Origin of the sequence: Chloroflexus islandicus (assembly GCF_001650695.1) — a bacterium.
In the GTDB taxonomy this organism is placed as follows: Bacteria; Chloroflexota; Chloroflexia; order Chloroflexales; family Chloroflexaceae; genus Chloroflexus; species Chloroflexus islandicus.
Genome location: NZ_LWQS01000057.1, coordinates 15,686 through 29,466, shown reverse-complemented (window position 1 = coordinate 29,466; position 13,781 = coordinate 15,686). Strand labels below are relative to the sequence as shown.

The 13,781-nt window shown below is 60.2% G+C and carries 12 protein-coding genes; 4 read left to right on the top strand and 8 right to left on the bottom strand.

All coding sequences use genetic code 11. The features are described from left to right. Positions 1–45: 45 nt before the first annotated feature. Both A6A03_RS11045 and A6A03_RS11040 read right to left on the bottom strand, forming a co-directional pair. Positions 46–1,239, bottom strand: coding sequence for an ABC transporter permease (locus tag A6A03_RS11045; RefSeq protein WP_066787903.1), 1,194 nt, complete (start codon positions 1,237–1,239; stop codon positions 46–48). Between the two features lie 172 nt (positions 1,240–1,411). Then, on the bottom strand, positions 1,412–3,343 hold the full coding sequence (locus A6A03_RS11040; RefSeq protein WP_066787901.1) for an ABC transporter substrate-binding protein: 1,932 nt from the start codon (positions 3,341–3,343) through the stop codon (positions 1,412–1,414). Between the two features lie 442 nt (positions 3,344–3,785). Here A6A03_RS11040 and A6A03_RS11035 point away from each other — a divergent pair, with 442 nt between their 5' ends. Beyond that, positions 3,786–4,520: a Maf family protein gene (locus A6A03_RS11035; RefSeq protein ID WP_066787899.1), complete on the top strand. Its 735-nt coding sequence runs from the start codon at positions 3,786–3,788 to the stop codon at positions 4,518–4,520. Beyond that, positions 4,502–5,239, top strand: a complete 738-nt coding sequence (locus tag A6A03_RS11030; RefSeq protein WP_066787896.1) for a response regulator — start codon at positions 4,502–4,504, stop codon at positions 5,237–5,239. Before A6A03_RS11035 ends, A6A03_RS11030 begins: the two co-directional genes overlap by 19 nt. A 56-nt stretch (positions 5,240–5,295) precedes the next feature. On the opposite strand, the gene A6A03_RS11025 is transcribed toward A6A03_RS11030, so the two are convergent. The 6 genes from A6A03_RS11025 to greA all read right to left on the bottom strand — a co-directional run bounded on the left by A6A03_RS11025 (position 5,296) and on the right by greA (position 10,427). Further along, positions 5,296–6,621, bottom strand: coding sequence for a lysophospholipid acyltransferase family protein (locus A6A03_RS11025; protein WP_066787893.1), 1,326 nt, complete (start codon positions 6,619–6,621; stop codon positions 5,296–5,298). Then, positions 6,618–7,586, bottom strand: coding sequence for an NAD-dependent epimerase/dehydratase family protein (locus A6A03_RS11020; RefSeq protein WP_066787885.1), 969 nt, complete (start codon positions 7,584–7,586; stop codon positions 6,618–6,620). Before A6A03_RS11020 ends, A6A03_RS11025 begins: the two co-directional genes overlap by 4 nt. After that, positions 7,567–8,007: a type II toxin-antitoxin system death-on-curing family toxin gene (locus A6A03_RS11015; protein ID WP_245668957.1), complete on the bottom strand. Its 441-nt coding sequence runs from the start codon at positions 8,005–8,007 to the stop codon at positions 7,567–7,569. Before A6A03_RS11015 ends, A6A03_RS11020 begins: the two co-directional genes overlap by 20 nt. 90 nt (positions 8,008–8,097) lie before the next feature. Further along, complete coding sequence (locus A6A03_RS11010) at positions 8,098–8,313, bottom strand: hypothetical protein (protein ID WP_066787879.1); 216 nt, start codon at positions 8,311–8,313, stop codon at positions 8,098–8,100. Between the two features lie 42 nt (positions 8,314–8,355). Further along, complete coding sequence (gene lysS / locus A6A03_RS11005) at positions 8,356–9,828, bottom strand: lysine--tRNA ligase (protein WP_066787876.1); 1,473 nt, start codon at positions 9,826–9,828, stop codon at positions 8,356–8,358. A gap of 125 nt (positions 9,829–9,953) precedes the next feature. Then, positions 9,954–10,427: a transcription elongation factor GreA gene (gene greA / locus A6A03_RS11000; RefSeq protein ID WP_066787872.1), complete on the bottom strand. Its 474-nt coding sequence runs from the start codon at positions 10,425–10,427 to the stop codon at positions 9,954–9,956. A gap of 244 nt (positions 10,428–10,671) precedes the next feature. On the opposite strand from greA, the gene A6A03_RS10995 reads away from it, so the two are divergent. Further along, positions 10,672–13,017 carry a DNA translocase FtsK gene (locus A6A03_RS10995; RefSeq protein WP_066787869.1) on the top strand — a complete coding sequence of 782 codons (2,346 nt, stop codon included), beginning with the start codon at positions 10,672–10,674 and terminating at the stop codon, positions 13,015–13,017. A gap of 85 nt (positions 13,018–13,102) precedes the next feature. Next, complete coding sequence (locus tag A6A03_RS10990) at positions 13,103–13,372, top strand: hypothetical protein (protein ID WP_066787866.1); 270 nt, start codon at positions 13,103–13,105, stop codon at positions 13,370–13,372. Positions 13,373–13,781 lie beyond the last annotated feature (409 nt).

The window sequence follows — 13,781 nt, the reverse complement described above, 5'->3', positions numbered from 1 at the left end:
TCGTGAACGTGTTGATCACCGGCGATCGCGCCGGCAAAAGCATCATTAGGTCAAGCGAATGCGCGGATCAACCACCGTATACAGAATGTCGGTGATCAAAATGCCAATCAGCAACAGAACGACGTTGATGATCAACAACGCCATCACCACATTATAATCATTGCGGCCAAGGGCATCGATAAACAGGCGCCCGATCCCCGGCCAGTTAAACACAGTCTCGGTGATCAACGCACCGCTGAAGAGCGCAACCAGAATACCGGCCAACAAGGTGACAAACGGGATGAGTGAGTTGCGCAGGGCGTGCTTGAGGATCACCACCCGCTCGGCAACGCCTTTTGCCCGTGCCGTACGCACATAATCGAGGCTCAGCACCTCAAGCATGCTCCCGCGCACGAAGCGGCTCCAGCCAGCGATGTTGATAAAGGTCAACACACCACACGGCATCAAAAAGCGCAAGAAGCGGTCAAGGAATGAGCCGGCCTGCACGGTGCCGATTAACGGGATGGTATAATCGCGCACCCCGACCGCATCACCCGGCGGCAGGTACGGCAACCCGGCATTCTTGGCTAGTACCGAGAAGAGCAAGATCGCGAAAATGCCAAAGACGAAGCTTGGCAGCGATGCGCCGATAAAGGCGATCGTGGTCATAATATAGTCGAAGCGCGAATACTGGCGCACTGCCGAGTACACACCAATTGGCACCGCGATCAAAATTGACAGCAAAATTGACGTACCCATCAGATAGAGGGTATAGGGCAAGCGCGTCATAATCAAATCGGTCACCGGCCGGCCGCGCAACATCACCTGTGAGATGCCAAAATCGCCAAACACGATGCCACGGCTCACTTTGCGGCCTTCCAGATCGGCCATCGTGACTGGCACTTCGCAACCCTCTTCAACCACCTCGACCCGGCCATCAGGGTAGCGCAGACGCACTTGCCCCGGCACGGCGCAGCCAATCTGCCAATCGGCGCCAATCCCACCGGGAAGGGGCCCGGCCGGCCAGCCAATCAGCCAGCGGGTAAAACGGAAGGGCAAATAAATATCCAATTCAAAACGCTCGCGCACGCGGCGAATATCTGCTTCTGTAATTCGATTTTGCCCGGCATTCTGGCGCTCGGCCAGCAATTGATCAATCGGCCCGCCGGGCACCAAATACAACATGCCATAGGCGCAGATTGCCGCTACCAGTGCTACCAAAAACATTTGCACGAAGCGGCGGGCAAGATAACCTGCCATAGTAATACTCCTAAACGTTGGGGAACGACCGATCGTGGCCGGCTGCGCGAGGTCACGATTGTCAAGCAGCTTTCGTTAGCAGCGTTGTGCTGGTGTGTTCACCCATAGAGCAGGCGCGGCGATGGGCAACGATCTGCCCATCGCCGTGCCGGTTACCGGCCGACTCAATCGCTTACTTGGTGAAGAGGTTCATGTCGATGTGCTCCCACGTCGGGCTGGGCACCACGAAGGCTTGGATCTTGCCCTCTTTGCCGGCCTCGATCACGGTCTGCACCTCAGCGCCGGCGCCCAACGTCTCGCTGCCCAGCACGTCAACTTCGCCGGTCAGCAACTGGGCCACCGCCTGATTGGTGTCGGCGATGAACTTGATGATCACCCGCTTGATCTTGACCTCACCCTTGTAGTAGTTCGGGTTCGCTTCGAAGGTCATGCTCTGGCCCTTGACCCACTCCTTGAGGATGTAGGGGCCAGTGCTCAGCGGGCGCTCGATGATTTCGGGCAGGGTCTGCCACTCAGCCGCGGGCACATCGGCCAGCTTGCGGCCATCGCTCAACACCTGATGCGACGGGTAGTAGCCCAACGAACCGGTGAAGTAGGTCGGCCACTGCACGCCGGGGTGGAAGGTGACGGTGTACTCGGTGTCGCTGGTGAAGTCAACCTTGGCGATCGAGTTGCAGAAGGTCAGCGAGGTAGCGCCCGACGCCGGATCGCAGTTGATCTTGTAGGCCAGCTCGAAGTCGGCCTTCTTCAGCGGCTCGCCGTCTTCCCACTTGATGCCCGAGATCCACTTGTCGGTCACCGTCAGTTGCTTCATCTTGACCGTGCCGCCCTGATAGGTGATGGTCTGGCCATCGGCGGTCGTAATTTCGACACCCGGCGCCAACGGCTTCGCCTCGCCATCGGTCGTCCAGACAATGTCGCCTTCCTTCACCTCGACATCGACGTTCTGAGCACGGCCATTCTCGATCGTCGAGAGACCATCGAGGCCAACCGGCTGGTAGTCGTAGTCGTAGGTCGTGGTCGACGGCACGCCAAGCAGGTTCACTGCCACCCGCTGCACCGCCGCGCTCTCGATCAAGCTCCACATCGTCTGCGGCTCTTGGGTGAAGCCGAGCACGATCGTGTCGCCATTATCGGTCAGCTCCCACTCATCGGCGTTGGCCGTGTAGTACTCGGTCGGATTCGGCTTGAAGTTGACCAGCCGGTTGCTGGCGGCATACGCCTCAAGCCGGTTGAAGAGCGGCAAGCTCACCATATCCTTGGTGAACTCTTCCTGCACGATCGCATACTGGCGGATGCGCTCGGCGCGGTCGAGGGTGTTGTTCGCGGCAATGATCGCGCGGCTCGCCCGCTCGTTGCACCAGCCCATGTAGTTCTGGCCTTCCCAGTTGTTGGAAGGCAGCGGAATCTGATTGCAGGCGTAGAGCGTCTGGCCGCCCGGATCGGCTTGGCCAACCCACGCGAAGGCGCCCAGCTCGAAGTCGCGGCGGCGCAGACCGGTGCTGCTGCCGAACCACCACGAGGCCGGGGCGTAGGTCGGGATGACCTGAATGCCACAAGCCTCCATCTGGCGGATGAAGACCGCCGACCACGTCTGGCGGAACTGGGCATTGGTGGTGAAGCTCAATGCCAGCGCATCGCCGTTGGCATTGGTGCGGATTGGGCTGCCCGTCCAGCCGGCTTCCTCGAGCAGCGCCTTACCCTTGTCGGGGTCAAACGGATAGGTGGTGATGTTCTCCTTCGCTGCTGCCCAGTGGGCCTTCGGCAGGAAGGTATCCATCAACAGCTCTTGCTGTTGCTCGGGGGTCAGGTAGGGGTAAACCGACTGGATCAGCTCGGGGCGATTGGTGCAGTAGGCGATTGCCTGCCGGACCCGCACATCGCTCAGGATCGGGTGCGGAGTAGTGTATTGCTCGGCCTTCACCTCTTCGGTGACAACGACCGTCTCACGCACCGTCTCGCGCACCGGCTCGGCCGTCTGCACGACCACAACGGTCTCGCGGACAACTTGCGGCTGGGCGGTGCCACCACAAGCCGCCAGCATGGGAATCACCATTGCCATCACCATTGCGACGGCAATGATTCGCTTGGTAAAGCTTGCCATCTGTCTGTGTCCTCCTTAACATCTGAGGGCAGCGAAACGAACGAGTTCCAATCTCTTGCCATGCCGCATTTCGATCGGCCGCGCCATTGCGTTCTCTCTTCGCCGCATCACCCCCTTTCTAGAACCTGCACGCCATTTGTCCTATCACAGTATCAGCCTGTGGCCGATAAACGAGCGGAGGCTTTACAAGCCGGTATACGTGGACCAGAATAGCATGAGGCGAGGTGCGGCGACGATCGACTGGCGTTGGTAAGAGACTGTACATCGTTAGGCGGGATTATAACGGTTCTGTTAGCGACTGTCAACTTTATCAACGAATTGGCAACAGATCAACGAATGGTTCTATTGCCTGCCCATCATTCGAGCAATCTTGCGCGGCATAGCCGGCCATGTTATGATCGATGCGCTAATGGCGCTAAGGATTGCGATATCAGGAATTGGTATGCCCGCCTCGTCTCATCCGCTCATTCTGGCTTCTGCCTCTCCCCGCCGGCGCGAGTTGCTCGCCTATCTTGGCGTGGAGTATACGTGTCTGGCCAGCCCGGCTGAAGATCATCCCGCGCCAGCGCCGGTTGATTTGGCGGCAGCCTTGCCGCCGTTGCCGGAACCCTTGCCGATCGATGCGCATCCCACCCTCGTTGCATGGCGCAAAGCGGCTGATATTGGCCGGCACCATCCTGATGCGATCGTGCTGGCTGCCGATACCGAAGTGGTGCTCGATGGTATGGTGTTGGGCAAGCCGCGCGACGAAGACCATGCCTGTGCGATGATCCGGCGCTTGGCTGGGCGCGCGCACACGGTGCTGACCGGTTTGTGCCTCTTGTTGCCCCAAGCCGTCGAGCACAGCGGGGTGTTGTATGATGGGCGGCGAATCTTGGTTGACCTTGTGGCGAGCCGGGTGCATTTCCGCGCCCTGAGTGATGACGAGATCGCTGCATACGTTGCGCTCGGCGAATCGCTGGATAAAGCGGGCGGCTACGGTTTGCAAAGCGGTGGCGCGGCGTTGATTGATTCGATCGAAGGCAGCTACACTAATGTGGTAGGATTGCCGTTGCCGGCAGTGGCGCGCCTGCTCCGCGCTGCCGGTATAGAAGTGCCCGTTGAGCCGGTTGAAGCATATCTCAGATGGCTGCGCAGTCAGGGAAAGGAACCGGCGCCATGGCCAACCCAACCGTAAAATTGTTGATTGTTGATGACCATCCGCTGTTCCGGCAAGGGGTGCGCTGGGCGTTATCTCACGAACCGGGCATCCAGATTGTGGGCGAGGCGGGGAATGGTGAAGAGGCGTTGCAGTGGTTAGCCCAAGTCGATCCCAACCTCGAACCGAATGTGATGCTGGTTGATCTCAATCTGCCGGGCATGAGCGGCTTAGAGTTGACCCGGCAGGTGCGCCGGCAGTATGCCAGTATTGCCGTCGTGATGCTGAGCATGCACGAGAGCGATGAAGCGGCGTTTAACGCTTTGCGCGCCGGCGCCGCTGCCTACCGCTCGAAAGATATCAAACCCGCTGCCTTAGCCGATATTCTGCGGCGGGTGGCGCGCGGCGAGTATGTGATTAATGATGTCTTGACCGAAGAGCCGCGCGTCGCGAGCCGGATCCTCTCGCAGTTTCGCAGTCTGCCGGAAGTGCAGATGGTCGCCGACGATCTCGGTTTGCAAATTTTTACGCCACTGAGCGAACGCGAGATCGAGGTGCTTGAGCGCATTGCTGCCGGCAGCAGCAATAAAGAGATTGCCGATGAATTAGGCATTAGCACCCAGACGGTCAAGAATCATATTTCGTCGATTTTGCGCAAATTGTCGCTCAATGACCGCACGCAGGCGGTGATCTTCGCCCTGCGCCGCGGGTGGATCGAGACGCCGCAAAATATCCAGCCGGGTGAACCGGAAGTGTGATCGGCCTGCGAAGATGCGCGGCGCCCATCCGGGCGCCGCTTTCTCACTAGACCCCTCTAGAATACCGATGTTCGTTCGGCCAATTTCTGATTGATCGTCTCTTGAATCGTCTCGCGCACCTGTTCCGACAGTTCCAGTACGGTGATCGGATCATCGGCGGCATCGGGGCCATAGCGCGTCGTGTCGATCGGCGGGCAGAAGGTGATCGACCAGCGCGTCGGCAGCGGGATCACGCCGAGCAGGCCGAACCACGGGAAGAATGGGGTGAGCGGAAAGTAGGGGAACCCGAGCAGTTTGGCGATCCCCTCGGCGTTGGCAAACATCGGATAGATCTCTTCCGCGCCAACTACGGCGACCGGCACAATCGGCGCTTGGGTGCGGAGCGCGGCTTGCACAAAGCCGCCGCGGCCAAACCGGGCCAGCTTGTAGCGATCTTTGAAGAGCTTGCCTACCCCCTTTAACCCTTCGGGAAAGACACACACCAATTCATCGCGCTCGAGCAGGCGAATCGCATTTTCTGGGATGCCGGGCACTTGCCCTAACGCGGCAAGCGTGGGCGCAATTACCGGCAGGGTGGTGAACCAGTGCAGATGGAGTGAGCGCACGATCCGTTCGTTTTGGGCCGGATGGTCATTGACCACGGCGGTCGCGATCATGGCCCCATCCCACGGCAACACGCCGCTGTGGTTAGCCACCAACAACGCCCGCCCTTCAGCCGGCACATGCTCTAGCCCGCTGGCCTGCACTCGCCACCATGTATGGTACATAAACGAAAGAAACGGGCGGGCGACCTCGATAATCTCGCGATCCATGCCGAACGGATCGGTCGTATACTCGCCCCGCTGCCGGCGCTGGATAAAGTTAATCTGCTCGTCAATCTGATACCGCAGCACCATCCCGATCCCCTTCCAAAAATCGGGATCAAGATAATCGCGCAGGTCAACCCCCTGCAACATACTATTGACGCGCTCGACCTGCTCATTGGTCATGCGCTGGAGGTTCTCGCCGATCAACCGCACCACGCCGGCGGCGAAATTGCCGAGAGCGGCTTGCGGGCCGGGTTGTTGTTCGCTCTGCTGGCGAATATCAATCTCGACCTCAAATAACTGCTCAGCCGAACGGCGCGTAGGGGGCGATTCATCCCATTCGAGCGCCGTTGCCACTGGCGGCGGATCAACCGGATCAGCAGGCGCTGTGTGATCATTCGGAGCGCCGGTGGGCGGCGGCTCGACCGGATCGGTAGGCGCTGCATGATGATTCGGAGCGCCAGTGGGCGGCGGCTCGACTTCCATCTCAACCGCCACCGCTCGCGCCCGGCCCCGGCGGGGACGGCGTGGCTCTCCCGGATCGCTGGTTGGCGGAGTAACCGGCTCGTCGTTCATTCTACCCGTCTCCTGCGGTTGAGAAACTCGTTCAACGCGCGCGTACCTGCGGCGTATTCGTCTTCCGGCGATAGCGGCTTGAGGGTGTCAAGCGCGGCTGCCATATCATACTTCGCTGTCCATCCCAACAGACGGCAGGCGCGTTGCGGATCGATGGTGCAGCGGTAGCGCAAGTAGTCTACCTCAAACGGCCAGCCCGGCGGCGGTTGGTTGTCGAACAGCGGCCCCATCGCTGGTGCGGGTTGCTTGCCTAACCGCCGGATCACTTGGCTCAGCGGCATTGGCTGTTCAGGTGCGAGATTAAACGCCCCTCCGGCCGGTTGGTTCACAGCGGCGACCATAGCGCAAGCGGCATCATCGACGTGCAGTAACTGGATCATCGGATCGAAGCCGAACAGCATCTGGGGCGATGGCGAACGGAGATACGTCATTACCGGGCCATCTTGGTTCAGCAGAGGTGCATAGCGTAACACCGTCACCGTGATGTGGGGATGGCGCGCGGCAAAATCGGCCACGATTTGCTCGACCTCGCCGAGAGTGCGTAACAGACCACGGCTATGGTTCGTTTTGATCGGGCGATCTTCGGTGATCAAGAGCGGATTGAGCGGGCTAGCGCCATAGATCCAGCCGTGGCTACGCACAATGATCTGGCGCACCCCCGCCGCCCGGCACGCGCCGAGCAGCTCCATCGTTCCGATCACATTATGCTGCACCGTCGTCTCGTGATCGGGCAATGGCCCATCAAAGCCGAGCAGATCCAGATGGATCACAGTCTCGATCTGCTCAACGCGCAGCAATTCAAGCATCTGCTTGCGATCAAGGCGGGCCACGAGCCAATCGGCATGCCCGATAGGCCCTGCGGGCGGTCGCCGGCCAAGCACAATCACCTCATGCTGCTGGCTCAGCAATTGCGCCGCCCGCACGCTTAACATTCCGGTCGAGCCATTAATCAGCACCCGCGTCATGGCAACAGTCCACATTCTCGCGCAACCAGCGCTCAAGCTCTTCCCGATCCATATCACCGTGACTCAGCGCGTGGAACACCCAGCCAATCTCATCAGGCCCGACTTCGGGCCGCAAACTTGCGCCATTCAGGGCGAGAAAGCGTAACAGACTGACAAAAGCCGTCGCTTCATTGGCAGCATTGAACGGATGATGCTTCACAAGCATAAAGGTCAACACTGCCGCCTTACTGCACAGATCGGGGTAGAGTTCCGCCCCAAAGAGGATCTGGCGTGGCGCGTTCAACACCATCTGCAACCGATCTTGGCTCTTGATGCCGAGCAAACCGCCATAGCGCTCGATCACAAAGGTATGGAGATCGAGCACGTCGTCTTGCGAAAGATAGACGATCGGGGTCGCTTCTTCGTCCAACATGGCGCTCATCCCATCGTCCTGCGCTGATTGGCGCGGCTAGCGCCGATTCAAACCGGGCCGGCGCAATGATAGCGTGCTGCCGCATCAATCGCCGCACCCTTAGATACCAACAATCTGGCGGAAGGCCCGATCGTACTGATCGCACATCGCCTCGGCCCAAGCGCGCAAATGTGGGCTCATCGGCCGGCGGATCAGCAACTCGCGTTCGGTAAAGACCAACTCGATCACTTCCTCTTCACCGAGGCCAATCGCCTCGATCCAGCGTTGCACTACCGCCGGCAAACTCTCACGCTCGACCGTAAACGAGCGGGGCATAGACGCCTCCTTTCCGGTTACGGTTTGCCAGCACCGCTCCACTCAATCGGATCGTTCCCGCAAATGCGGGAAGAGAATCACTTCACGGATCGTCGGCTGGTCGGTCAACACCATCACCAGCCGGTCAATGCCGATGCCAAGGCCGCCGGTGGGGGGCATGCCATAGCGCAGCGCATTGATAAAGTCTTCGTCCATCTGGTGCGCCTCTTCATCGCCGGCGGCGAAAGCGCGCAATTGCTCGCGGAAGCGTTCTTCCTGATCAAACGGATCGTTCAGCTCGGTAAAGGCGTTGCCGATCTCCATCCCGGCGATAAAGGCTTCAAACCGTTCGGTGAAGTCGGGCCGGTCAGGAATGCGCTTGGCCAGCGGCGACATCGCCACCGGATAGTCGATGATAAAGGTCGGCTGGAAGAGATGAGGTTGGACGAATTCCGAGAAGAGTTCATCGACCTGCTTGGCCCACGACGCTTTGCGATCGACGCGCAAGCCGCGATCGGCGATTGCCGCGTGCAGCGAGGCCAGATCAGTATGCTGGGTAATATCAATCCCGGTGCGTTCGGCGATGGCATCAGCCATCGCAAGGCGCGGCCACGGCGGGCGAAACTCAAGCTCGCGACCCTGATAAGTGATCGTCGTCGTGCCATGCACCGCATAGCAAATCTCACCCAGCATCTCTTCGACCAGCGCCATCATGGCGTGATAATCGGCATACGCCTGATAGCACTCCATCATTGTAAACTCTGGGTTGTGCGAGCGGTCAACCCCCTCGTTGCGGAAGTTTTTGCCGATCTCGTAGACGCCGGGGAAGCCGCCGACGATCAACCGCTTGAGGTAGAGCTCGGTCGCGATGCGCAGATAGAGATTCTGGCCGAGCGCATTGTGATAGGTGACGAACGGGCGCGCGGCAGCGCCGCCATAGAGCGGCTGCAAGACCGGCGTCTCCACTTCCAGAAAGCCGCGTTCATCGAGCACGCGCCGCATGGTGCTGATAATGCGGGCCCGAGCGCGGAAGATATCGCGCCGCTCGCGATTCACAATCAGGTCAAGGTAGCGTTGGCGATGGCGCTCTTCGACATCTTGCAGACCGGCCCACTTTTCCGGTGGCGGGTTAATCGTCTTGGCCAGCACCGCCAACTCGCGCACGAACAGCGATCGTTCACCGGTTTTTGTGCGGCGGAGGGTGCCGGTCGCTTGGACAATATCAAACGTGTCGAGCTGATCGCGAAACCGCTCGAACCACTCATCGCCGATATCGGCCCGGCTGAGCCAGAGTTGGATCTCGCCACTGCCATCTTCAATGTGGGCAAACGCGATCTTGCCCATGATTCGGCGCGCACCGACGATCCGTCCGGCGAGGGTAATTACCGTCTCGGCAGCGGCCAACTCATCAAACGCAGCCAATGCCGCGTCGATGGTATGGCTGCGGGAGCAGCGGGGCGGAAAGGGATCAATTCCGGCGGCGCGCAACTGCTCGAGCTTGGCGGCGCGTTGGGCTTGTAAGTCGTTCAATTCCATACTGAAAGAATCGATGCCATTTCGACGGCGCATTCCGCCAGCGCCGGCGCTTCTCTCCCCATTATACCGGAAAACAGCACGGGCGAGGCATGCCTCGCCCGTGCTCAGCCAGCGTACAATGGCTGTTAGCGTACCTTGAGAATCGTCAATTTCATCACACCAGAGGGCGTATGCACCGTCACCTTATTGCGGGCGCGCTTGCCAAGCAGCGCAGCGCCGAGCGGCGACTCGTTCGAGATGCGGCCTTGGCGCGGGTTAGCTTCGGCGCTGCCGACGATCGTCCACGTCTCTTCCGAGCCGTCGTCTTCAAACCGGACGGTTACGGACGAACCGACTCGTACCTCGCCATTGCTCGCCTGATCTTCATCAATCAATTCAGCGCGTGAGAGAAGGTGCTTCAATTCGCGAATCCGGCCTTCAAGCAAGGCTTGCGCTTTCTTCGCGTCTTCGTATTCACCGCTCTCGGAGATGTCGCCCAATTCTTTGGCCGCGGCGATCCGCTCAGCGATCTGCTTGCGTTCCACGGTCATCAGGTACTCAAGCTCCGCTTCAAGGCGGGCGCGACCTTCGCGAGTCAGGTACGTCGGCTTGTCTGTCATCACTACTGCCTCTACGCTGCCCATTCCGCACAGCCGGGCGGACGGGAAACCTCAGTATAAAAAGAAGAACTGAGAGCACATCTCTCAGTCGTGGCCGGGAGCGCTTTCGCAGCCTACCCCATACCTTGCCACAATTATATGTGGTTGTGCGCAATTTGTAAAGACGGTTTGCATATCATGGAATACTCGCACAGATATGCTATAATCGAATTGCAGATCACAGGCGTTAGGGAACTGAGGAGCAATGGCTTCACGCAGCGGCAACAAATCAACCGGCAAGCGGCGCGCCACTGGCAGCCGCAGCCGCAAGAGCGGCGCGAAGGCGAGTTGGGCCATCTCGTTGCGCCCTGAACATCAGCGTGAGCTGTTTGCACTGGGCCTGATCCTGATCGCTGCCGTTACGATTATTTTTGTGTTCACCGGCGAAGCCGGCGGGTTGGGCAGCCTGTACCTCAACGGCGTGCGCTCGTTGTTCGGCGCTGGGGTCTTCTTTGTGCCGCTCACCCTCTTTTTGATCGGGATCGCGATTCTCTGGCAAGAGCGGATGAGCGACGCTAGCCTAAGCGGGGCCAATGTGCTGGGCACCGTGCTGGTGCTCTTAGCGATGCTGGGCCTGCTCGAAGTGCCGGTGCATGATATTCTATTCGCCGATCGCTTCAATGAGGGCGGCGGCTTAATTGGGTATTGGCTGCTCGAAGCGTTGCAGTTTGCCATTGGCCGGATTGCAGCGGTGGCGGTGATTCTGGCGCTGGGGTTGGCCGGGTTGCTGCTGACCTTTAATCTGACCGTGCGCGAGCTGGTGGTGGGGATGGCCGAGCGCACCGCCGCCTTCTGGCAGATGCTCTGGAGCGCGCCGCGCCGTCCGGCTGCGCCTGCCAACCCGCCGCGCCGTGCGCTGGCCGATTTACTCTTTACGCCGCCGCCCCAAGGCGAGGCCGATGATATTGTGCCGACGCCGATTGCCGCCCGTCCGACGCGGGCGAGCCTGTTTAAGCTCCCTACGCCTGAATTGCCTCCGCCTGCCGAACCGGCCAAGCCGGCCAGCGCGCCTTTGGTGAGCACGTCGCCGGCCAAGCCGGAACCGGTGCAAGAGGTGGTGCAAGAGGCGCTTGATGGGTTCGAGATTTCGCCGGTGCGGCGGGCGTGGCCGTTACCATCGCTCGATCTGCTCTTGGAACGCGCGCCTGACGGCGGCATTACTGACGAAGAGCGCCGCCTCAAAGCGCGCGTGATCGAAGAGACCTTGGCCAGCTTTAAGGTTGAAGCGCGGGTGGTGGGGGTTAATACCGGCCCCGCCGTGACCCAGTTTGAGTTGCAGCCGGCGGTTGGGGTGAAGGTGGCCAAGATTACGACGCTCGAACGCGATCTGGCGTTGGCGCTCGCCGCCCAATCGATCCGGATCGAGGCCCCTATCCCCGGCAAGAATGTGGTTGGCATCGAGATTCCCAACAGCGCGATCGCGATGGTCTCGCTGCGTGAGGTGCTCGATAGCGAAGAGTATGAACTGCACCGCGGACGGCTGAAGCTGCCGTTGGGCAAGGATGTCAGCGGTACGCCGGTGATTGCCGATCTGACCAAGATGCCGCACCTGTTGGTGGCTGGCGCCACCGGTTCGGGCAAGTCGGTGGCGATTAATGCGTTCTTGTGCGGTTTGCTGCTCAAGCATACGCCCGATGAACTGAAGCTGATTCTGATCGACCCGAAGATGGTCGAGATGATCGTCTACAATCGCATTCCACACCTGCTGTCGCCGGTCGTGACCGAGGTCGAGCGGGTGGTGCCGACGCTCAAGTGGGCGACCCGCGAGATGGAGCGGCGCTATAAGGTGTTTGCGAAACACGCTTGCCGCAATATTGACAGCTATCGCCAACTGGCGCGCAAACGGGCCGATCTAGAGCCGATGCCCTACATCGTGATTGTGATCGATGAGTTGGCCGACTTGATGATGATGGCCCCCGATGAAGTTGAGACGTATGTCTGCCGGTTGGCGCAGATGGCCCGCGCGACCGGCATTCACCTGATTATCGCCACGCAACGCCCGTCGGTTGATGTGATTACCGGCTTGATCAAGGCGAACTTCCCCTCGCGCATCGCTTTTGCCGTCACCTCGCAAGTCGATAGCCGGGTCATTCTCGACGTGCCCGGCGCTGAACATCTGCTTGGCCGCGGCGATATGCTTTATATGGCGGCTGACTCGGCGAAGCTGGTGCGGATTCAGGGCACCTACGTCGCCGATCGTGAGGTCGAGCGGATCGTTGATTTTTGGCGCAAGGCGGCGCCACCCGATGAGGCGAAGCCGGAGGAGGCGAAGGCGAGCGGGAGCGAGACCCAACCCGCTGCCAGCGGCGAGGGCTTCCAACCCCCCGCCGAGTTCCTCTCGCCCGCCGAGCAAGACGAATTGCTGCCACAAGCGATTGCGCTCGTCTCCCAACATCAGCGCGCCTCAGCCTCGCTCTTGCAGCGCCGGTTGCGGATCGGCTATTCCAAAGCGCAGCAATTGATCGATCTGCTCGAACAGCAGGGCTATGTCGGCCCGCCTGATGGCGGACGCTCGCGTGAGGTGCTGCGCCGCGATGGCACGCCGCCGTGATGGTTGGGCGATAGCCGCAACGATCCAGCCTGCTCGTGCGTCTAACCGGAAACTAATCACCCACCTCGCTCAGGAGGAAGCTGCGATGGCGATCGAAGATTTTTATACCGGCGCGCGCCGGATTTTGGCGAATATGCTCGAAGAGACGCCGAAGGCCGATCGCGAGCAACTGCTCGACGCCTACGCGGAATTGCTCACCCGCTTGCATGCCGAAGAAGCGCACCGGATGCTGAACGAGGTGATCGAAGATGCGCGCACCCGGCTCGATGCCCGCCTCTCGCCCGATCCGATCCGGCAGACAATTGCCGGTGTGCAGACGACGCTGCAAGACCTGTGGAATAGCCTCTGGCGGTAGGGCAAGTACCCGGCCCTGAAGGGCCGGGCTTGGCTTACGAAGCCCGCTGCGCGGGCTGTTGGCCATCACCCTCCGGTCCCGCTTGTGGAAGTTGTTACCGCTGAGGACGCGGAGGAGGGAAATAGCCACAAAAACTCGCAAAAGGCACAAACGTATGATGTTCTACTCTTGTAACTTTTAGGGTTGCTTCCCCCAAAACCCCCCTGTGCCTTTGCGTTCTTCGCGCCTTGGCGGTTGACCCCTCTGCGTCTTGGCTTGCTTGGCGGCTTGGGTAGTGGCCCCCACCCCAGCCCTCCCCCGCTGGGGGAGGGAGTAGGTTGTTTACCGCCGAGGACGCCGAGGGCGCAAAGGATGATGAGGAATATCTCTGCGCCCTTTGCATTCTTCGCGCCTTGGCGGTTGACCCCTC

Bases quoted from the DNA above. Each gene is read 5' to 3' on its own strand.
- A6A03_RS11045 (WP_066787903.1), bottom strand. From the start codon at position 1,239: ATGGCAGGTTATCTTGCCCGCCGCTTCGTGCAAATGTTTTTGGTAGCA.
- A6A03_RS11040 (WP_066787901.1), bottom strand. From the start codon at position 3,343: ATGGCAAGCTTTACCAAGCGAATCATTGCCGTCGCAATGGTGATGGCA.
- A6A03_RS11035 (WP_066787899.1), top strand. From the start codon at position 3,786: ATGCCCGCCTCGTCTCATCCGCTCATTCTGGCTTCTGCCTCTCCCCGC.
- A6A03_RS11030 (WP_066787896.1), top strand. From the start codon at position 4,502: ATGGCCAACCCAACCGTAAAATTGTTGATTGTTGATGACCATCCGCTG.
- A6A03_RS11025 (WP_066787893.1), bottom strand. From the start codon at position 6,621: ATGAACGACGAGCCGGTTACTCCGCCAACCAGCGATCCGGGAGAGCCA.
- A6A03_RS11020 (WP_066787885.1), bottom strand. From the start codon at position 7,586: ATGACGCGGGTGCTGATTAATGGCTCGACCGGAATGTTAAGCGTGCGG.
- A6A03_RS11015 (WP_245668957.1), bottom strand. From the start codon at position 8,007: ATGAGCGCCATGTTGGACGAAGAAGCGACCCCGATCGTCTATCTTTCG.
- A6A03_RS11010 (WP_066787879.1), bottom strand. From the start codon at position 8,313: ATGCCCCGCTCGTTTACGGTCGAGCGTGAGAGTTTGCCGGCGGTAGTG.
- lysS (WP_066787876.1), bottom strand. From the start codon at position 9,828: ATGGAATTGAACGACTTACAAGCCCAACGCGCCGCCAAGCTCGAGCAG.
- greA (WP_066787872.1), bottom strand. From the start codon at position 10,427: ATGACAGACAAGCCGACGTACCTGACTCGCGAAGGTCGCGCCCGCCTT.
- A6A03_RS10995 (WP_066787869.1), top strand. From the start codon at position 10,672: ATGGCTTCACGCAGCGGCAACAAATCAACCGGCAAGCGGCGCGCCACT.
- A6A03_RS10990 (WP_066787866.1), top strand. From the start codon at position 13,103: ATGGCGATCGAAGATTTTTATACCGGCGCGCGCCGGATTTTGGCGAAT.